The sequence below is a fragment of the Streptomyces botrytidirepellens genome, assembly GCF_003721215.1.
In the GTDB taxonomy this organism is placed as follows: domain Bacteria; phylum Actinomycetota; class Actinomycetes; order Streptomycetales; family Streptomycetaceae; genus Streptomyces; species Streptomyces himastatinicus.
Map to the genome: position 1 here is coordinate 1 of NZ_RIBZ01000260.1, position 18,294 is coordinate 18,294.

The window sequence follows — 18,294 nt, forward strand, 5'->3', positions numbered from 1 at the left end:
TGGGAAGGTGCCGGGCCCCTACGCGATACAGCTACTGGTTCTGGTTCTCGCCGCGGTAGTACTCGAAGACCCACCCGAAGAGGCCGACCATGATGATCGGGGCGGAGAAGAACAGCAGCCACCAGCCGAAGACGACACCCATGAAGGCCAGGGCGCCACCGACGGCCAGGGACAGCGGCTGCCAGCTGTGCGGGGAGAAAAAGCCCAGCTCACCGGCGTCGTCCGCGACGTCCGCGTCCTTGTTGTCCTGCGCTCCGACATCCACCCGGCGCGCGGTGAACGCCAGGTAGAAGCCGATCATGATGCTCAGCCCGAAGGCGAGGAAGAGCGCCGTGGTACCGGCGGGCTCCTTCGACCACACGCCGTAGACGATCGCCATCACCAGGATGAAGACGGCGAGCCAGATGAACATCCGGCCTTGGACCTTCACTTGTCGGCCTCCTTACCACCCGCGAGGGCCTTGTCCTGGTCGGCCGCACCCTGGTGCTCGAGCTGGTCGAGCGCCGCGATCTCGGGGTGGTGCAGGTCGAATGCCGGGGATTCGGAACGGATCCGCGGCAGGGTGAGGAAGTTGTGCCGAGGCGGCGGGCAGGAGGTGGCCCACTCCAGCGAGCGGCCGTAGCCCCACGGGTCGTCGACCTCGATCTTCTTGCCGTACTTGGCCGTCTTCCAGACGTTGTAGAGGAACGGCAGTATCGACAGGCCGAGCAGGAACGAGCTGATCGTGGAGATCGTGTTCAGCGCGGTGAAGCCGTCGGCCGCCAGGTAGTCGGCGTACCGGCGCGGCATGCCCTCGGCACCCAGCCAGTGCTGCACCAGGAAGGTGCCGTGGAAGCCGATGAACAGCGTCCAGAAGGTGATCTTGCCGAGCTTCTCGTCCAGCATCTTGCCGGTCATCTTCGGCCACCAGAAGTGGAAGCCGGAGAACATCGCGAAGACCACGGTGCCGAAGACCACGTAGTGGAAGTGGGCCACCACGAAGTACGAGTCGGAGACGTGGAAGTCCATCGGCGGCGACGCCAGGATGACGCCGGTGAGACCACCGAAGGTGAAGGTGATGAGGAAGCCGATCGCCCAGAGCATCGGGGTCTCGAAGCTCAGCGAGCCCTTCCACATCGTGCCGATCCAGTTGAAGAACTTGATACCGGTCGGGACCGCGATCAGGAACGTCATGAAGGAGAAGAACGGCAGTAGCACCCCGCCGGTGACGTACATGTGGTGCGCCCACACGGTCACGGACAGACCCGCGATGGAGATCGTCGCGGCGACCAGGGTGAAGTAACCGAACATCGGCTTGCGCGAGAAGACCGGGATGACCTCGGAGATGATGCCGAAGAACGGCAGCGCGATGATGTACACCTCTGGGTGTCCGAAGAACCAGAAGAGGTGTTGCCACAACAACGCCCCGCCATTGGCCGCGTCGAAGACATGCGCCCCGAATTTACGGTCCGCCTCCAGGGCGAACAGCGCTGCGGCCAGCACCGGGAAGGCGAGCAGCACCAGAACGGCGGTCAGCAGCACGTTCCAGGTGAAGATCGGCATGCGGAACATCGTCATGCCGGGAGCGCGCATGCAGATGATCGTGGTGATGAAGTTGACCGCACCGAGGATCGTGCCGAAGCCGGAGAAGGCCAGACCCATGATCCACATGTCGGCGCCGACGCCCGGCGAGCGGACCGCGTCCGACAGCGGCGAGTACGCGAACCAGCCGAAGTCGGCCGCGCCCTGCGGGGTCAGGAAGCCGCCCACCGCGATGAGCGAGCCGAAGAGGTACAGCCAGTACGCGAACATGTTCAGCCGCGGGAACGCCACGTCGGGCGCGCCGATCTGGAGCGGCATGATCCAGTTCGTGAAGCCCGCGAACAGCGGGGTGGCGAACATCAGCAGCATGATCGTGCCATGCATGGTGAACGCCTGGTTGAACTGCTCGTTCGACATGATCTGCGTGCCCGGGCGGGCCAGCTCGGCGCGCATGAAGAGCGCCATCAGTCCGCCGATGCAGAAGAACGCGAACGACGTGACCAGGTAGAGCGTGCCGATCGTCTTGTGGTCCGTGGTGGTCAGCCACTTGACGACGACATTGCCGGGCTGCTTGCGGCGCACCGGCAACTCATCCTCGTACGAGGCGGTTGCGTCGGCACCCTGGGGTTCGTTGAGGATGCTCACTGTGTCTTGGTCTCCGCGTTCTTGGCGGGGTCCGTCTGCGCAATGCCCGCCGGGATGTATCCCGTCTGGCCCTTCTTCGCCAGGTCCTTCAGGTGCTGCTGGTAGCGCTCCGGGGAAACGACCTTGACGTTGAAGAGCATGCGGGAGTGGTCGACACCGCACAGCTCGGCGCACTTGCCCTTGAAGGTGCCCTCGCGGTTCGGGGTGACCTCGAACCGGTTGGCGTGGCCCGGGATGACGTCCATCTTCATCAGGAAGGGGACCACCCAGAACGAGTGGATGACATCGCGGGAGGTCAGGATGAACTCGACCGACTCACCCTTGGGCAGCCACAGGGTCGGACCCGGGTTGCCGTTCTGCGGATTCCGCTCACCGGGGGTGCCGGTCTCGTAGACGCCCTCGGCGCCCTTGGGAGCGGTGTCGAGCATCTTGTCGGGGATGGACGACACCTCCTTCGGGGTGGCCTTGGGGCTGGCCGCGTTCCCGTCGACGTTCTCCATGTAGTTGAAGCCCCAGCTCCACTGGTAGCCAACGACGTTGACCACGTGGTCGGGCTTCTTGGAGGTCTTGAGGAGGGCGTTCTCATCGCGCGCGGTGAAGTAGAACAGCACCGAGACGATGATGATCGGGACCACGGTGAACAGTGCCTCGAGGGGCATGTTGTACCGGACCTGTACCGGGACCTCGATCCTGGTCCTGGCCCTGCGGTGGAGGACGACCGACCACAGGATCAGGCCCCAGACCAGCACGCCCACGGCGAGCGCTGCTGCCCACGAGCCCTGCCACAGGGAGAGGATCCGCGGCGCCTCCTCTGTGGCCGGGGTGGGCAATCCGAGGCGGGGGAAGTCCTTGGATGTGCAACCGGTGGCGGTCGCCAGGACCAAGCCCGCGGACAGCGCCTGCAGCAGCTTCCGCCGCACCGGGCGCCGCGACGAGCGGTCGGAGCCGTTGGGACTCACGTAGCGCCTTCCCGAGAGTCTCGCCCGCGCGGTCGGCCGCGGCCGTCATCTGGTCGGTCGCCGGCCCGGTGCGGGCAGGGGTTTGGATGTTTATGCGGACCAAACCCTACTGGACGCCATTTGGCGCTGCGCGGGGAGGGTGCCCAACGCGCCGGACCCCTCCCCGAAGGGGTGGCATCGCCGCCGGAACACCGTGGAATCCCAACGGAATGACCTGCTCCGCCAGCGTTTTCCGGGCCCGCGGGCGGTACGGGGTGTGGCCGGGGAACGGCCGGGGTACAGGTGGTGCGGGCACCGCCCCGTTCGTGTGATGCCGCGCGTCGGCACGCCGTACGCCCGTGCGTGGCACGTCCGCGCACTTGTCATGAGCGGTGCGCCGGGTTTTTGTCCTGAGCCGTGCGCCGGGCACAGCGACTAGCGTTCTTTACGTGCCCTATTTCGACGCGGCCTCGTCCGCACCTCTGCATCCCGTGGCCCGGCAGGCGCTGCTCGCCGCCCTCGACGAGGGGTGGGCCGACCCGGCCCGGCTCTACCGCGAGGGGCGGCGCGCCCGGCTGCTGCTGGACGCCGCGCGGGAGACGGCCGCCGAGGCCGTGGGCTGCCGCCCGGACGAGCTGGCCTTCACCCCGTCGGGGACCCGCGCCCTGCACGACGGCATCGCCGGGGCGCTCGCCGGGCGCCGGCGGGCCGGGCGGCGGCTGATCGTCTCCGCCGTGGAGCACTCCGCGGTGTTCCAGGCCGCGGCGGCGCACGAGGCGTCCGGCGGCACGGTCACCGAGGTCCCGGTGGACCGTACGGGACGGGTCGCGCCGGAGCGTTACGCGGCGGCCCTGCGCGAGGCACCCGACGACATCGCGCTGGCCTGCCTCCAGTCCGCCAACCACGAGGTCGGCACGGTGCAGCCGGTGGCCGAGGCGGCGGAGGCGTGCGCGGCGGAGGACGTGCCGCTGCTGGTGGACGCGGCGCAGTCGCTGGGCTGGGGCCCGGTGGAGGGCCGGTGGTCGCTGCTCACCGCGAGCGCCCACAAGTGGGGCGGCCCGGCCGGGGTCGGGCTCCTCGCGGTGCGCAAGGGCACGCGGTTCCGTCCGGCCCCGGTGGACGAGCGGGAGTCGGGCCGCGCCCCGGGCTTCGAGAACCTCCCTGCGATCGTCGCGGCCGCCGCCTCGCTGCGCGCCGTACGGGCCGAGGCCGCGGAGGAGGCGGAGCGGCTGCGGGGGCTGGTGGACCGCATCCGGGCCCGGGTGCCGGAGCTGGTGCCGGACGTGGAGGTGGTCGGCGACCCGGAGCGGCGGCTGCCGCACCTGGTCACCTTCTCGTGTCTCTATGTCGACGGAGAGGCGCTGCTGCACGAGCTGGACCGGGCGGAGTTCTCGGTCTCGTCCGGGTCGTCGTGCACGTCGAGCACGCTGGTCCCCAGCCATGTGCTGCGGGCCATGGGGGTGCTGTCCGAGGGCAACATCCGCGTCTCGCTCCCGCGCGGGACCGCGGGGACGGACGTGGAACGGTTCCTGGAGGTGCTGCCGGGCGTGGTGGCCGGGGTCCGCGAACGGCTGGGCGCCCCGGAGGCGGCCGGTGCCGCTGCCGCGGAGGCCGCTTCCGAGACTCCTGGCCTGATCGTCGATTCGCTGGGGAAGCGGTGCCCGATTCCGGTGATCGAACTGGCCAAGGTCATCGGCGACGTACCGATGGGCGAGGTGGTGACCGTGCTGTCCGACGACGAGGCGGCCCGGCTGGACATCCCGGCGTGGTGCGAGATGCGGGGGCAGACGTACGAGGGGGAGCGCCCCGCCGAGCGCGGCACGGCGTACCGGGTGCGCCGCCGGACGTGAAGCGGCCGGGCTGAAGCGGCCGGGCCTGAAACGGAGACGGCGGCGGGGCCGGAGGAACGTTCCCCCGGCCCCGCCGCCGCGTGCCGTACCGGGCCGTCAGGCCAGGTGGTCGCCGATCTCGGCCGCCGCCTCGTGGCCGTAGGCCTTGGCGAAGCGCTCCATGAAGTGGCCGCGGCGCAGCTCGTACTCCTGCGTGCCGACCGTCTCGATGACGAGCGTCGCGAGCATGCAGCCCACCTGGGCGGCGCGCTCCAGCGGGAGGTTCCAGGACAGGCCGGAGAGGAAGCCCGCGCGGAAGGCGTCGCCGACGCCCGTCGGGTCGGCCTTCTGCTCCTCCTCGGCGCAGCCGACGACGATCGGCTCCTCGCCCTCGCGCTCGATCCGGACGCCCTGGGCGCCCAGCGTGGTGATGCGGGTGCCGACCTTGGCGAGGATCTGCTCCGAGGTCCAGCCGGTCTTGGTCTCGATCAGCGCGGCCTCGTACTCGTTGGTGAAGAGGTACTGCGCGCCGCCCACCAGCACCCGGATGTCCTCGCCGTCCATGCGGGCGAGCTGCTGCGAGGGGTCGGCGGCGAACGGGATGCCGCGCGAGCGGCACTCCTCGGTGTGGCGGACCATCGCCTCCGGGTCGTCCGCGCCGATGACCACCAGGTCGAGGCCGCCGACCCGGTCGGCGATCGGCTGGAGCTCGATCTGGCGGGCCTCGCTCATCGCGCCGGTGTAGAAGGAGGCGATCTGGTTGTGGTCCTCGTCCGTGGTGCAGACGAAGCGCGCGGTGTGCTGCGTCCCGGAGATCCGGACGGACTGGGTGTCCACACCGTGCCGGTCCAGCCAGGCACGGTATTCGGCGAAGTCCTCGCCGGCCGCGCCGACCAGGATGGGGCTCAGCCCGAGCGTCCCCATGCCGAAGCAGATGTTCGGGGCGACCCCGCCCCGGCGGACTTCGAGGGTGTCGACCAGGAAGGAGAGGGAGACCGTGTGCAACTGGTCGGCGACCAGCTGATCGGCGAAGCGTCCGGGGAAGGTCATCAGGTGGTCGGTGGCAATGGAGCCGGTGACGGCGATACGCACGAGAGCTGCTCCTGTTTCGGGGCGGCGGCGAAATCGGACGCTTCACGCTATCGGCTTCCCGGGCCGCTTACGAACGGGAGGAACTACCCGGTAGTAGGGCATACGGTGCAGAGATGACGGGGCTCGTGCCCGTGCGGGCCCCTCGGACCGGGAGGCCGTATGCCGCAGCACGTCACCCCCGCCCAGGCCGCCGCCGGGGCGATCGAGCCCGAGGCCCTGGCCGAACTGCGCGGTTACGGGGCGCGGATGGCGCCGCACTGGTCGGTCCCGGTGGTCACCGTAGCGCCTCCCGCCGCGCCCGTGTCCCCGTCGCGCATCCGCGGGATCACGGTTCCCGCCGCGTCCGCCGATCTGGTCGGCGGCATGTCCGACTACGGCGACTGACGGCGGCGGCTGAGCACGGCGGCCGAAAAGCTTCGGAACCAGGGGAAGGAACCAGCCGCCCCTTCCCCCCGTCTCACCGGCAACCCCCTCGCGAGGGTCAGGGACAACGTGAGCGGAGCCGAAGGAGTGAAACGGTGAGCACCGAGGAGACCGACACCCCGCAGACCCCCGACGACGACCATTCGCAGCCGCGTCGGCGTTCCCGGCTGGCCGTCGTATCGGTGGCGGCAGCGGTGCTGGTCGCCGGTGGCGGCGGCGCCTACTGGGCCTCGACCGCGGTGGGCGGCGGCTCCCAGGGCACGGGCTCGGCGGGCCGCGACGGATCCCCCCAGCCCCTCGCACTGGACGCGTACGCGGCCCCGGCGGGGCACGAGGGGATCGCGGTCGGCGAGCCCGACCCGAACGGCAGCGGCCGCTACGAGGTCGACGGAAAGCTGCCGGACGGGCCCGACGAGGCACCCGTCTACCGCACCGACGCCAAGGTCACCAAGGCCGAGGTGGCGCGGCTGGCGAAGGCGCTGGACGTCTCCGGCAGCCCCCGCGCCGACCACGGCAACTGGAAGGTCGGGGGCACGAAGGACGGCCAGGGGCCGGTGCTGCGGGTGAGCCAGAAGGGCCCGGGCAGCTGGTCCTACTCCCGCTTCGGGACGCCGGGCGGCACCACCTGTGTGCACCCGCCGGGCGCGGGACCGAAGGCCGGCAAACCGTCCTGCCCGACCTACCGCGACGGCGACAAGAAGACCGGCACCGACAAGAGCGGCGGTGACGACGAGGCCGTGTCCGAGGAGAAGGCCAAGCGCACGGCCGAGCCGGTGCTCAAGGCGCTCGGGCTGACGAACGCGAAGCTCGACGCGAGCGGCCGCTACGGCGCCGTGCGCATGGTGAACGCGGACCCGGTGCTGGACAAGCTGCCCACCCAGGGTTGGACGACCAGCCTCCAGGTGGGTGCGGACGGGCAGCTGACCGGCGGGAACGGCGCGCTGTCGACGCCCGAGGAGGACGACAGCTATCCGCTGATCAGCGCGGAGCAGGCGCTGAAGAAGCTCAACGCCACGGCCCCCAAGAGCGGCGGCGCCGGGTCCGGGAAGGTGACCGTGAAGTCGGTGACCTTCGGGCTGGCCGCACACTCCGTGGCCGGGCAGCGGGCCCTGGTGCCGTCATGGATCTTCAAGACCGAGCCGACCGGGGCCAACGGCGTCTCGGCGACCCTCCCCTACCCGGCGGTGAAGCCGGAGTTCATCAAGAAGAAGGCGGACACCCGCAGCGACACCGGCGGCACGACCCCGGGCCAGGGCAAGAAGCACAGTGAGCCGGGCACCCCGGGCCGCGGCTCCAAGGCCGACGACATCACCTCGTACAGCGTGGACGGGAAGACCCTGACGCTGCGCTTCTGGGGCGGCGTGTGCGACACCTACTCGGTCTCCGCCGACGAGACGTCGAAGAAGGTCACGGTCGAGGTCAAGAGCAAGCCGAAGCGGCCGGGCCAGGCGTGCATCCTCATGGCCAAGGAGATGACGAGGAAGGTCACGCTCGACAAGCCGCTGGACGGCCGCGAGGTCGTGGACAAGGCCACGGGCGACAAGGTCCCGGCCCAGAAGAAGTAACCGGGGAGCACAAACGCCGGAGGCGGCGGGTCCGGATGGACCCGCCGCCTCCGCTCATGCCCGTCGCTGAGGGCTCAGCTGAAGGAGTCGCCGCAGGCGCAGGAGCCCGTGGCGTTCGGGTTGTCGATCGTGAAGCCCTGCTTCTCGATGGTGTCGACGAAGTCGATCGAGGCACCGCNCGCCGCAGGCGCAGGAGCCCGTGGCGTTCGGGTTGTCGATCGTGAAGCCCTGCTTCTCGATGGTGTCGACGAAGTCGATCGAGGCACCGCCCAGGTACGGGGCGCTCATCCGGTCGGTCACGACCTTGACGCCGTCGAAGTCCTTGACGACGTCGCCGTCGAGCGAGCGCTCGTCGAAGAAGAGCTGGTAGCGCAGGCCGGAGCAGCCACCGGGCTGGACGGCGACGCGCAGCGCGAGATCCTCGCGGCCCTCCTGCTCCAGCAGGCTCTTGACCTTCGACGCGGCGGCGTCGGACAGGATGATGCCCTCGCTCGCGGTGGTCTCGTCCTGAACGGTCATCTGCTTCTCTCCCGGGTCGTACGGACTGCTTGCCGTCGGAACCAACCAACGGCGCCCCGGATTCATTCCGGGCCCAGCGCGTTTCCTGGCCTTCATGCTCGCATACGGGGCCGGTGGACCGTAATGCGTCACATCGACGCGATGCCCATCGTCAACATGACGTGAAGAGGTTATGATAGATAGCGTCAAATTGACGATTAGGGTTCCGAGTGAAGAAAGAAGGGTGCGTGTTGTGACCACCGCCCAGCCCCTCGACGTCCAGCCGAGCCCGCTCGCGCTGCTCCTCCTCGGCCGTGACGCCGACCCGAGGAGCGAACGTGGTGTGGAGTGTCCCGGCGACCTCCCCGCGCCCTCCGACCCGGATCTGGTGGCCCGCGCCCGCGCGGCCAAGGAGAAGCTCGGCGACAAGGTCTTCGTGCTCGGCCACCACTACCAGCGCGACGAGGTCATCGAATTCGCCGATGTCACCGGTGACTCCTTCAAGCTCGCCCGTGACGCGGCCGCCCGGCCGGACGCCGAGTACATCGTCTTCTGCGGTGTGCACTTCATGGCGGAATCCGCCGACATCCTGACCGGCGACAGCCAGCAGGTGGTCCTCCCCGACCTGGCGGCGGGCTGCTCGATGGCCGACATGGCCACCGCCGAGCAGGTCGCCGAGTGCTGGGACGTGCTGACCGAGGCGGGCGTCGCCGGGACGACGGTGCCGGTGTCGTACATGAACTCCTCCGCCGACATCAAGGCCTTCACCGGCCGCCACGGCGGCACGATCTGCACCTCCTCCAACGCCCGCCGCGCCCTGGACTGGGCGTTCCAGCAGGGCGAGAAGGTGTTGTTCCTGCCGGACCAGCACCTGGGCCGCAACACCGCGGTGCGGGACATGGGCATGTCGCTGGAGGACTGCGTCGTCTACAACCCGCACAAGCCCGGCGGCGGGCTGACCGCCGAGCAGCTGCGCGCCGCCAAGATGATCCTGTGGCGCGGCCACTGCTCCGTGCACGGCCGCTTCTCGCTGGAGTCCGTACGGGACGTCCGCGAGCGCATACCCGGCGTCAACGTGCTGGTGCACCCCGAGTGCAAGCACGAGGTGGTCGCGGCGGCCGACCTCGTCGGCTCGACGGAGTACATCATCAAGACCCTCGAAGCCGCCCCGGCGGGCAGCAAGTGGGCCATCGGCACCGAGCTGAACCTCGTCCGGCGGCTGGCGAACCGATTCGCCGGGGAGGGCAAGGAGATCGTCTTCCTCGACAAGACGGTGTGCTTCTGCTCGACCATGAACCGGATCGACCTGCCGCACCTGGTGTGGGCCCTGGAGTCGCTGGTCGCGGGCAAGGTCGTGAACCGCATCCAGGTGGACCCGGAGACCGAGGCCCACGCGAAGGCCGCCCTGGAACGGATGCTGGCGCTCCCGTAGCCCCTCGCCCGGCACCGCCCGGGGGTTTTACACCCCCGGGCGGACCAGGCCCGTTTCGTACGCGATGACCACCAGCTGGGCCCGGTCCCGGGCGCCCAGCTTCGCCATCGCCCGGTTGACGTGCGTCTTCACGGTCAGCGGGCTGACCTCCAGACGGCCGGCGATCTCGTCGTTGGAGTGGCCGCCCCCGACCTGGACCAGCACCTCGCGCTCCCGGCCCGTGAGGGCGTCCAGCCGGGAGGCGTCGTACGCGGCGTCGCCGGAGCCCGGGACGCCCTGGGCCAGGAAGCGGGCGATCAGGCCCTTGGTGGCGACCGGGGAGAGCAGCGCCTCGCCCGCGGCCGCGATGCGGATGGCGGAGAGGAGCTCGCCGGGTTCTGCGCCCTTGCCGAGGAAGCCGCTCGCACCCGCCCGCAGCGAGTCCACCACGTACTCGTCGACCTCGAAGGTGGTCAGCATGACCACCCGGACGTCCGCGAGCCGCGGATCCTCGGTGATCATGCGGGTGGCGGCGAGTCCGTCCGTACCGGGCATGCGGATGTCCATCAGCACCACGTCGGCGCCCTTGGCCCGCACGATCTCGACCGCCTCCGCGCCGTCGGACGCCTCCCCCACCACCTCCATGTCGGGTTCCGAGTCGACCAGCACCCGGAACGCGCTGCGCAGCAGCGTCTGGTCATCGGCGAGCAGCACCTTGATCGTCATGACTCCCCTCCTCCCCCGCGGGCCTGGAGCGGAAGTGTCGCCCGGACCCGGAAGCCGCCCTCGGGGCGGGGTCCCGCCTCGCAGGTGCCGCGCAGCGCGGCGACCCGTTCCCGCATCCCCAGCAGCCCGTGCCCGCCCCCGGCGTCCTCGGACGGGGTGCCGACGCCGTCGTCCGACACCGTGATCTCCAGCGCGCTGTGCGTACGGACGATACGGACCTCGGCCTTGACGTCGGGCCCGGCGTGCTTGTGCACATTGGTCAGCGCCTCCTGGACGACCCGGTACGCGGTGAGGTCCACCGACCCCGCGAGCGTGCCCAGGCCCTCCTGCGGCCGCTCCTCGACCTGGACCCGCATCCCGGCCCGTACGAAGCCGTCCACCAGCTGGTCCAGGACGCCGAGGCCCGGCGCGGGCTCGGTGGGGGCGGCGGGGTCGCCGTACTGCCGCAGCAGGCCGACGGTGGCGCGCAGCTCGTCCAGCGCCGAGCGGCTGGCCTGCCGTACGTGCGCGAGCGCCTCCTTGGCCTGGTCCGGGCGGTTGTCCATGACGTGCGAGGCGACCCCGGCCTGCACGTTGACCAGCGCGATGTGGTGCGCGACGACATCGTGCAGCTCGCGGGCGATCCGCAGCCGCTCCTCGGCGACCCGGCGCCGGGCCTCCTCCTCGCGGGTGCGCTCGGCGCGCTCGGCCCGCTCCTCGATCGCGGCGATGAAGGCGCGGCGGCTGCGGACGGCGTCGCCCACGGCGGCGGCGAGCCCGGTCCAGGCGAAGATGCCCCAGTTCTCCTGCGCGTACCAGGGGGTGAGCCCGAACAGCATCCCGGTGCCGGTGAGCAGCACGGCCGTGACGGCGCCGATCCGCCAGGTGGTGGACCGGTCGGTGCGGGCGGCGACGGTGTAGAGCGCGACCACGACCCCGAACACGATCGAGGTGCGCGGCGGCCCCTCGTCGTTGGTGACGATCTCGATGACGCTGATCGCGCACGTGAACGCCAGCACCGCGCGCGGCAGCTCGCGGCGCAGCACGAGCGACGCCGAGGTGAGGGTGGCCAGTAGCCCGAAGAAGACACCGACGTGCTGGTGGTCGCGCAGATGTGGGTTGGACACCGCGCCGATGAGGATCAGGGCGAGGCAGCCGGCGGCCACGAGGGTGTCCAGGGCTCGTGGATGGGCGGCCAGCCAGCGGTGCGGACGGGCCAGGCCCGGCCCGACGGCGAGGGGAGTCACGGGATCCAACGGTAAACGCCGCGCCGGACCGCTTCGGCGGCGTCCCGCCCCCGACCCTTGTGCGGCATCGCCGGAATCCGCCGCGACCTTGGCTGTGACCTGGGACGACGCACGGTCTTCGGGCACGGTGCTCAGCCCGGGATGAGGCCGTCGTCCTTGAGCATCGCCTTGACTTCCTCGAGCGTCGCCTCGGGGGCGGGCAGGATCAGCCCCGAGGGCTCCAGCGCGTCGGCGGGCAGCGGCTCACCCGCCGAGCGCACCGCGTCGAGGAGTGCGCCGAGCGTGCGCCGGAAGCCGTCGTGGTCGCCGCTTTCGATTTCGGCGAGCAGATCGTCGTCCAGCTTGTTGAGTCCGGGCAGGTGGCTGTCGTCCACCCGCACCTGTCCCTCCCCCATGATCCGTACGATCATGACGACCTCCTCGGGACGTCGACAGACCCGCCCGGTCCAGGGGCGGCGGCTACTGCTTGTCGAACTTGTGCTGGTTCTGCGACTGCTGAGACTGGTCCTGGCCGCCGCCCTCGATCGCCTGCTGCGAGCCGCCACCGGCCAGCTCGGCCTTCATCCGCTGGAGCTCGAGCTCCACGTCCGTACCGCCGGAGATCCGGTCCAGCTCGGCCGCGATGTCGTCCTTGGCCATCCCGGACTGGTCGTCGAGCGCGCCGGAGGCCAGCAGCTCGTCGATCGCGCCCGCGCGGGCCTGGAGCTGCGCCGTCTTGTCCTCGGCGCGCTGGATCGCCATGCCGACGTCGCCCATCTCCTCGGAGATGCCGGAGAACGCCTCGCCGATCCGGGTCTGCGCCTGCGCCGCGGTGTAGGTGGCCTTGATGGTCTCCTTGCGGGTGCGGAACGCGTCCACCTTGGCCTGGAGCCGCTGGGCGGCCAGGGTGAGCTTCTCCTCCTCGCCCTGGAGCGTCTGGTGCTGCGTCTCCAGGTCGGTGACCTGCTGCTGGAGCGCGGCACGGCGGGACAGCGCCTCGCGCGCCAGGTCCTCCCGGCCGAGCGCGAGCGCCTTGCGGCCCTGGTCCTCCAGCTTGGAGGACTGGCCCTGCAGCTGGTTCAGCTGAAGCTCCAGGCGCTTGCGGGACGTGGCCACGTCGGCCACCCCGCGCCGGACCTTCTGGAGCAGTTCCAGCTGCTTCTGGTACGAGTAGTCGAGGGTCTCGCGCGGGTCCTCGGCCCGGTCCAGGGCCTTGTTGGCCTTCGCGCGGAAGAGCATCCCCATACGCTTCATGACACCGCTCATGGGCCTCGCGCGCCCCCTTCTGACGGACTTGTGACACCGGCACACCCAACAGACCCAGCCTACGGGCCCTTCTTCCATTACCGCACTGTTCCGCCCGTCCCGCGCTCCTCCTCCAGGACGATCGCGGTCCGGGAGCCTCCGGCGCAGGGATGAGCGCCGCCACTGCGGTTTCCGGTTCTTTGCCCCTGACGCTGGGGCCCACACCGGTGAACCCGTACTCTTGGGCTTTGTGTTCCGAAGCCGTTCCAAGGATGAGCAGGCCGCCACCGCCAAGGTGACCGCGGACCAGCCACAGCAGCCCCGAGACCCGCAGGCGCCCAAGGGCCGCCCCACGCCCAAGCGCAGCGTGGCCCAGTCGCAGCGCCGCAGCCTGGCGCATACGCCGACCACGCGCAAGGAAGCCGCCAAGCGGCAGAAGGAGGCCCGCCGCTCCGACCTGGCGCGCCAGCGCGAGGCGCTGGCCGGTGGCGACGAGCGTTACCTCCCGGCCCGCGACAAGGGCCCGGTGCGCCGGTTCGCCCGTGACTTCGTGGACTCGCGGTTCGTCATCGCCGAGTTCTTCCTGCCGCTCGCCGTGCTGATCATGGTGCTCAGCATGATCCAGGCGGGCGCCATGCAGAGCTACGTGCTGCTGCTGTGGATGGTCGTCATCGTGCTGATCGTCCTGAACTCGTTCGTGATCTCCTTCCAGCTCAAGCGTCAGCTGCGCCAGAAGTTCCCCGACGAGAACCTGCGGGGCGCCGTCGCGTACGCCCTCATGCGCACCCTCCAGATGCGCCGGCTGCGCCTGCCCAAGCCGCAGGTCAAGCGCGGAGAGCGGCCCTGAGCGGGAGATCCGGCTTCGCCGGAGGAGCGGCGGGCTGGCTCGGCGGCCTCGGAGGCTTACGGAACACGGTCCGGCAGGCCCTGGTCGCCCATCAGCTCGATGAGCAGATCACCTCGCGGTTCCGGTTCGACCAGCGGCTGAGGGTCCTCGACGTCGGCCTCGGCCAGGGCACCCAGGCCCTGCGATTAGCCCGCGCGGGACATCAGGTGACCGGCCTCGAATCCGATCCGGCGATGCTGGAGGCGGCCCGTACCGCCCTGGCCGACGAGCCCGAGGGCATCCGGCAGCGGGTGAAGCTGCTGGAGGGCGACGGCCGGGAGACCGGCGCCACGTTCCTGCCCGGCGCCTTCGACGTGGTGCTCTGCCACGGCGTCCTCATGTACACGGACGAGCCGGATCCGCTGCTCGCCGGTCTGGCCCGGGTCCTCGCCCCCGGCGGACTGCTCTCGCTCCTGGTGCGCAACGCCGACGCGCTCGCGATGCGGCCGGGGCTCGCCGGGGACTGGGATGCCGCGCTCGGCTCCTTCGACTCCGCCACGTACACCAACCGCCTCGGGCTCCAGGTCCGCGCCGACCGGCGCGAGGAGCTGACCACCACGCTCACCGCGATCGGGGCGCCCCTGCACGCCTGGTACGGGGTGCGGGTCTTCACCGACCAGGCCCCCGACACCGCCGAGCCCCCGCCGTCCCCCGAGTGGGACCGGCTGCTGGCCGCCGAGGAGCGGGCCGGGCGCACCGACCCCTATCGCGCTGTGGCGGCGCTGCTGCACCTGTGCGGGGTGCGGGGCTGAGGGGCTTGCGGGCTGAAGAGAAGGGGGGCGGTGCCCCCGCCCCCCTGGCTCCGCCTACTCCGCGTGCAGGCTCATCGGGCCGTAGATCTTCGCCCCGTCCTCGAAGAGCGTGACCTGTTCCGCCCCGCCCTCCAGGAGCGCCTTCCACTCCTCGCCGATCCACGACTCCGCGTCCCCCTGGGTCGGGAACTCCTCGGGCTGCACCGCGGGCGCCGTCTCCGTCCCGTCGGACTTCTCGAACCGCCACGTCCAGGCCATGTCCGCCTCCTCGATCCCACCGGTCGACACGTGATGTCTGCCCGCAGCCTAGGCGACTGATCACTCCGTACGGCTCCGAACGGATCGGTACGTCTCCGCGGAGGGTGACCCGGCGCGCCCGGCCCGCGAGGACGCGAGACGATCGGGGCGTGGAACTCACTCTTCTGGGCACCGGGGCCCCCGACGGACTGCCGCGCCACGGCTGTCCCTGCGCGGCCTGCGCGACCGCCGTCGGCGACGAGGCGCGGGCGGCGACGGCACTCCTGATCGACGGCGCGCTGCTCCTCGACCTCACCCCGGGCGCCGCCTTCGCGGCGGCGCGGGCCGGGTACTCGCTGGTCGGGGTGCGGCAGGTGCTGCTGTCGCACCCCCACGCGGGCCCCGCCGTCGAGTTCCCGGCCGGGCTCCCGGCGCCGGGGCGGGTCCCGGACGGACGCGAGCTGTCCCTGATCAGCGGGCACCGGGTGCGAGCGGTGGCGCTGGACTCGCCCGGTACGGGGTACGAGGTGGCCGGGCCCGACGGCACCCGCCTGCTGTACCTGCCGCCGGGCGGCGCCCCGTCGGGGCTGTCCGGCCCCGTCGCCGAGCCGTACGACATGGTCGTGCTCGACGTACTCGGCCGCCCCGACGCGCTCGCCCGGCTCCGGGCGTCCGGCGGCGTGGGGCCCACCACCGACGTCGTGGCCGTCCACCTCGACCACACCGTGCCCCCCGGCGCCGAGTTGCACCGCCGTCTCGCGGCGGCGGGCGCGCGGACCGTACCGGACGGCAGCACGCTGATCGTCGGCGAGTACCACGAGGTGCCGGACCTGCCCCGGCGCACCCTGGTGCTGGGCGGGGCGCGCTCCGGCAAGTCCCTCGAAGCGGAACGGCGGCTGGCCGCCTTCCCCGACGTGCTGTACGTGGCCACCGGCGGCACCCGGGACGGCGACCGCGAGTGGGCCGCCCGCATCGCCGCCCACCGCGACCGCCGCCCCGGCTCGTGGCGCACCGCCGAGACCTGCGACCTCGTGCCGCTGCTGGCGGAGGACGGCGCCCCGCTGCTGATCGACTGTCTGGCGCTGTGGCTCACCGACGCGATGGACGCGGTCGGCGCCTGGGACGACGAGAAGTGGACCCACGGCGGCGAACGCGCCCTCCACGAACGCGTCGCCGCCCTCGTCGCGGCCGTGCGGGTGACGCAGCGGACGGTGGTGGCCGTCAGCAACGAGGTCGGCGCCGGGGTGGTCCCCGCGACGGCCGCGGGGCGCCGCTTCCGCGACGAACTGGGGCGGCTGAACGCGGGGTTCGCGGACGAGTGCGAGCAGGTCCTGCTGGTGGTGGCGGGCCAGGCCCTGCCACTGCGTGGCTGACCCGGGGGGATTTCCCCCACCCCGCCCCTTCCCGAACCGGGGGACACCCCCGCCCCCCACCGGGGCTCCGCCCCCGGCCCCCGCTCCTCAATCGCCGGAGAGGCTGAAATGCGCCCCCTCCCCAGGGGGCTGTGCGGGACAACTCCGCCCCGGGCCACGGCCCTCGGGGGGCTGGGGCATGGCGCGCCCGGGGGCCGAGGCGGGCCCGGCCTCGCCGGGAGCGTGTGGCATCGCTGCCGGGGCCGGGGTGCCCCCTCCCTGGGCTGAGGCGGAGCAACTCCGCCCCAGGCCACGGGTCTCGGGGGTAGAGGCAGGCGCGCCGAGGCCAGCGTGGGTCCGGCCTGGCCGGGGTCCGGGGGTGCCCCCCGGTTTCGGTGCCCTCCCCCCCTGGGGCCCGGGGCGCGGCAACTCCGCCCCGGCCACGGGCCTCGGGGGTTGGGGCAGACGCGCCCGGGCCGACGTGGGCCCGGTCTGGTCGGGGGCGTGCAGCGGCGCTGCCGGGGGCCCGGGGGGTGTCCCCCGGTTTCGGGAAGGGGCGGGGTGGGGGAAAGAGAACGCCCAGCCCCACGCACCGGCACGGCCCGCGGCGGGGCAACTCTGCCCGGACCGCGGGCCTCCAGCACCGGAACGGCTGGAGGTGGGGCGTACCCGCCGCGGGGGGCGGGGGGTTCCCTCGGCGTCGGGGAGATCGTTGGGGGGCCGGGTTTCAGCGGCGGGCGGCCGGTAGGGTTCAGGCCGTGAGCAGCGGCCTGAATCTCGATGACTTCGTCGACCTGATCGAGCGCCCCGACGGGGGCATACGACGTGACGCCGAGGAGCGGCGGGAGCGGCTGGTGCCGCCGCCCGGCGCGCTCGGGCGGCTGGACGAGCTGGGCGAGTGGCTGGCTGCCGCCCAGCAGCAGGTGCCGGTGAAGCCGATCGAGCGGCCCCGGGTGGTGCTGTTCGCGGGCGACCACGGCATCGCGGAACTGGGCGTCTCCGCCCGCCCCGCGGGCAGCGCCCACCACCTCGTCCGCGCCGTGATCGACGGCGAGAGCAGCGTCGCCGTGCTCGCCCGCCGCTTCGGGGTGCCCGTCCGCGTCGTCGACATGGCGCTGGACTGCGACCCCGGCGAGCTGCCCGGCGAGGTCACCCGGCACCGGGTGCGCCGCGGTTCGGGGCGGCTCGACATCGAGGACGCGTTGACGGCCGAGGAGGCCGAGCAGGCGTTCCGTACCGGCATGGCCATCGCGGACGAGGAGGCCGACGCGGGTACGGACCTGGTGGTGCTCGGTGACCTCAGCGTGGGCGGTACGACCGCCGCGGCCACGCTGACCGCCGCGCTGTGCGGCACGGACGCGTCCGTGGTGACCGGGCGCGGCGGGGCCGGGATCGACGACCTGGCGTGGATGCGCAAGTGCGCGGCGATCCGCGACGGGCTGCGCCGGGCCCGTCCGGTCCTCGGGGACCAGCTCCAGCTGCTGGCCACGGTCGGCGGCGCGGACCTCACCGCGATCACCGGGTTTCTGCTCCAGAGCGCGGTGCGCCGCACTCCCGTGATTCTGGACGGCGTCGTCTCGGCGGCGTGTGCCCTGGTCGCGCAGCGGGTGGCGTTCCGGGCGCCGGACTGGTGGCTGGCGGGCCAGGCCAGCGGCGAACCGGCGCAGGAGAAGGCGCTGGACCGGATCGCGCTCACCCCGCTGCTCGACCAGGGCGTCACGGTGGGCGAGGGCGCGGGGGCGCTGCTGGCGCTGCCGCTGGTCCAGGCGGCCGCGGCGCTCGCGGGGGAACTCCCCGAGCGGGCACAGGCCGAGGAACCAGAGGACGCCTGACGGGACCTCAGGTCGGTTCGGAGAAGCCGCCGATCCAGTCCTGGAGCCGCCGCCGTACCCCGTCCCAGCGCGCGTCGTGCCGGGCGGCCCGGCGGCGCGCGCGGGCCCGGGTCCGGGGCCGGTGGCGGTAGACGCGG

At 71.9% G+C, this 18,294-nt stretch carries 17 protein-coding genes and 1 pseudogene; 8 read left to right on the forward strand and 10 right to left on the reverse strand.

The window, feature by feature from the left end; translation table 11 throughout:
* Positions 1 to 31: 31 nt before the first annotated feature.
* From EEJ42_RS20400 to ctaC, 3 genes are read right to left on the reverse strand one after another with little or no spacing between them, the layout of a single operon-like run.
* A complete protein-coding gene (locus EEJ42_RS20400; RefSeq protein ID WP_123101577.1) occupies positions 32 to 430 on the reverse strand; it encodes a cytochrome c oxidase subunit 4 in 399 nt (132 codons plus the stop codon).
* A complete protein-coding gene (gene ctaD / locus EEJ42_RS20405; protein WP_123101579.1) occupies positions 427 to 2,166 on the reverse strand; it encodes an aa3-type cytochrome oxidase subunit I in 1,740 nt (579 codons plus the stop codon). Before ctaD ends, EEJ42_RS20400 begins: the two co-directional genes overlap by 4 nt.
* Complete coding sequence (gene ctaC / locus EEJ42_RS20410; RefSeq protein WP_123101581.1) at positions 2,163 to 3,125, reverse strand: aa3-type cytochrome oxidase subunit II; 963 nt, start codon at positions 3,123 to 3,125, stop codon at positions 2,163 to 2,165. Before ctaC ends, ctaD begins: the two co-directional genes overlap by 4 nt.
* Before the next feature lie 428 nt (positions 3,126 to 3,553).
* On the opposite strand from ctaC, the gene EEJ42_RS20415 reads away from it, so the two are divergent.
* Positions 3,554 to 4,954 (forward strand): cysteine desulfurase/sulfurtransferase TusA family protein, encoded by a 1,401-nt coding sequence (locus EEJ42_RS20415; protein WP_123101583.1) that lies wholly within the window; start codon positions 3,554 to 3,556, stop codon positions 4,952 to 4,954.
* Between the two features lie 96 nt (positions 4,955 to 5,050).
* Here EEJ42_RS20415 and EEJ42_RS20420 read toward each other — a convergent pair whose 3' ends face one another.
* A complete protein-coding gene (locus tag EEJ42_RS20420; protein WP_123101585.1) occupies positions 5,051 to 6,025 on the reverse strand; it encodes a carbohydrate kinase family protein in 975 nt (324 codons plus the stop codon).
* Between the two features lie 159 nt (positions 6,026 to 6,184).
* On the opposite strand from EEJ42_RS20420, the gene EEJ42_RS20425 reads away from it, so the two are divergent.
* The gene (locus EEJ42_RS20425; protein WP_123101587.1) at positions 6,185 to 6,409 is read left to right on the forward strand and encodes a hypothetical protein; all 225 of its coding nucleotides are present in this window, start codon (positions 6,185 to 6,187) and stop codon (positions 6,407 to 6,409) included.
* Between the two features lie 134 nt (positions 6,410 to 6,543).
* Positions 6,544 to 8,013, forward strand: coding sequence for a hypothetical protein (locus EEJ42_RS20430; protein ID WP_123101589.1), 1,470 nt, complete (start codon positions 6,544 to 6,546; stop codon positions 8,011 to 8,013).
* Positions 8,014 to 8,193: 180 nt separating this feature from the next.
* On the opposite strand, the pseudogene EEJ42_RS20435 reads toward EEJ42_RS20430, so the two are convergent.
* Positions 8,194 to 8,532 (reverse strand): annotated as a pseudogene (locus tag EEJ42_RS20435) (HesB/IscA family protein); the annotation flags it as partial.
* A 223-nt stretch (positions 8,533 to 8,755) separates the two neighbouring features.
* Between EEJ42_RS20435 and nadA the strand changes: the two are divergent.
* Complete coding sequence (nadA, locus tag EEJ42_RS20440; RefSeq protein ID WP_123101591.1) at positions 8,756 to 9,943, forward strand: quinolinate synthase NadA; 1,188 nt, start codon at positions 8,756 to 8,758, stop codon at positions 9,941 to 9,943.
* 27 nt (positions 9,944 to 9,970) lie between these two features.
* Here nadA and EEJ42_RS20445 read toward each other — a convergent pair whose 3' ends face one another.
* The 4 genes from EEJ42_RS20445 to EEJ42_RS20460 form a co-directional block, all read right to left on the reverse strand.
* Positions 9,971 to 10,648 carry a response regulator gene (locus EEJ42_RS20445; RefSeq protein WP_123101593.1) on the reverse strand — a complete coding sequence of 226 codons (678 nt, stop codon included), beginning with the start codon at positions 10,646 to 10,648 and terminating at the stop codon, positions 9,971 to 9,973.
* The gene (locus tag EEJ42_RS20450) at positions 10,645 to 11,883 is read right to left on the reverse strand and encodes a sensor histidine kinase (RefSeq protein WP_123101595.1); all 1,239 of its coding nucleotides are present in this window, start codon (positions 11,881 to 11,883) and stop codon (positions 10,645 to 10,647) included. The genes EEJ42_RS20445 and EEJ42_RS20450 overlap by 4 nt, the downstream gene beginning before the upstream one ends.
* Before the next feature lie 122 nt (positions 11,884 to 12,005).
* The gene (gene pspAA, locus EEJ42_RS20455) at positions 12,006 to 12,284 is read right to left on the reverse strand and encodes a PspA-associated protein PspAA (protein WP_123101597.1); all 279 of its coding nucleotides are present in this window, start codon (positions 12,282 to 12,284) and stop codon (positions 12,006 to 12,008) included.
* Between the two features lie 49 nt (positions 12,285 to 12,333).
* Positions 12,334 to 13,107 (reverse strand): PspA/IM30 family protein, encoded by a 774-nt coding sequence (locus tag EEJ42_RS20460; RefSeq protein ID WP_123101599.1) that lies wholly within the window; start codon positions 13,105 to 13,107, stop codon positions 12,334 to 12,336.
* A 241-nt stretch (positions 13,108 to 13,348) separates the two neighbouring features.
* Here EEJ42_RS20460 and EEJ42_RS20465 point away from each other — a divergent pair, with 241 nt between their 5' ends.
* Positions 13,349 to 13,945, forward strand: coding sequence for a DUF3043 domain-containing protein (locus EEJ42_RS20465; protein WP_123101601.1), 597 nt, complete (start codon positions 13,349 to 13,351; stop codon positions 13,943 to 13,945).
* Between the two features lie 80 nt (positions 13,946 to 14,025).
* Positions 14,026 to 14,736: a class I SAM-dependent methyltransferase gene (locus tag EEJ42_RS20470; protein ID WP_123101607.1), complete on the forward strand. Its 711-nt coding sequence runs from the start codon at positions 14,026 to 14,028 to the stop codon at positions 14,734 to 14,736.
* 54 nt (positions 14,737 to 14,790) lie between these two features.
* Here the strand turns inward: EEJ42_RS20470 and EEJ42_RS20475 are convergent, their stop codons facing one another.
* Positions 14,791 to 14,994, reverse strand: a complete 204-nt coding sequence (locus EEJ42_RS20475; protein ID WP_123101609.1) for a hypothetical protein — start codon at positions 14,992 to 14,994, stop codon at positions 14,791 to 14,793.
* Positions 14,995 to 15,143: 149 nt separating this feature from the next.
* On the opposite strand from EEJ42_RS20475, the gene EEJ42_RS20480 reads away from it, so the two are divergent.
* Entirely contained in the window at positions 15,144 to 16,346 is a 1,203-nt protein-coding gene (locus EEJ42_RS20480; RefSeq protein WP_123101603.1) for a bifunctional adenosylcobinamide kinase/adenosylcobinamide-phosphate guanylyltransferase, read from the forward strand.
* Positions 16,347 to 17,095: 749 nt separating this feature from the next.
* Positions 17,096 to 18,157 carry a nicotinate-nucleotide--dimethylbenzimidazole phosphoribosyltransferase gene (gene cobT, locus EEJ42_RS20490; RefSeq protein ID WP_123101611.1) on the forward strand — a complete coding sequence of 354 codons (1,062 nt, stop codon included), beginning with the start codon at positions 17,096 to 17,098 and terminating at the stop codon, positions 18,155 to 18,157.
* Positions 18,158 to 18,294: the final 137 nt, after the last annotated feature.

What these genes read in the sequence shown, in the direction of transcription:
- pspAA (WP_123101597.1), bottom strand. Translation starts at nt 12,284, where the DNA reads ATGATCGTACGGATCATGGGGGAGGGACAGGTGCGGGTGGACGACAGC.
- EEJ42_RS20445 (WP_123101593.1), bottom strand. Translation starts at nt 10,648, where the DNA reads ATGACGATCAAGGTGCTGCTCGCCGATGACCAGACGCTGCTGCGCAGC.
- EEJ42_RS20460 (WP_123101599.1), bottom strand. Translation starts at nt 13,107, where the DNA reads ATGAAGCGTATGGGGATGCTCTTCCGCGCGAAGGCCAACAAGGCCCTG.
- EEJ42_RS20475 (WP_123101609.1), bottom strand. Translation starts at nt 14,994, where the DNA reads ATGGCCTGGACGTGGCGGTTCGAGAAGTCCGACGGGACGGAGACGGCG.
- EEJ42_RS20425 (WP_123101587.1), top strand. Translation starts at nt 6,185, where the DNA reads ATGCCGCAGCACGTCACCCCCGCCCAGGCCGCCGCCGGGGCGATCGAG.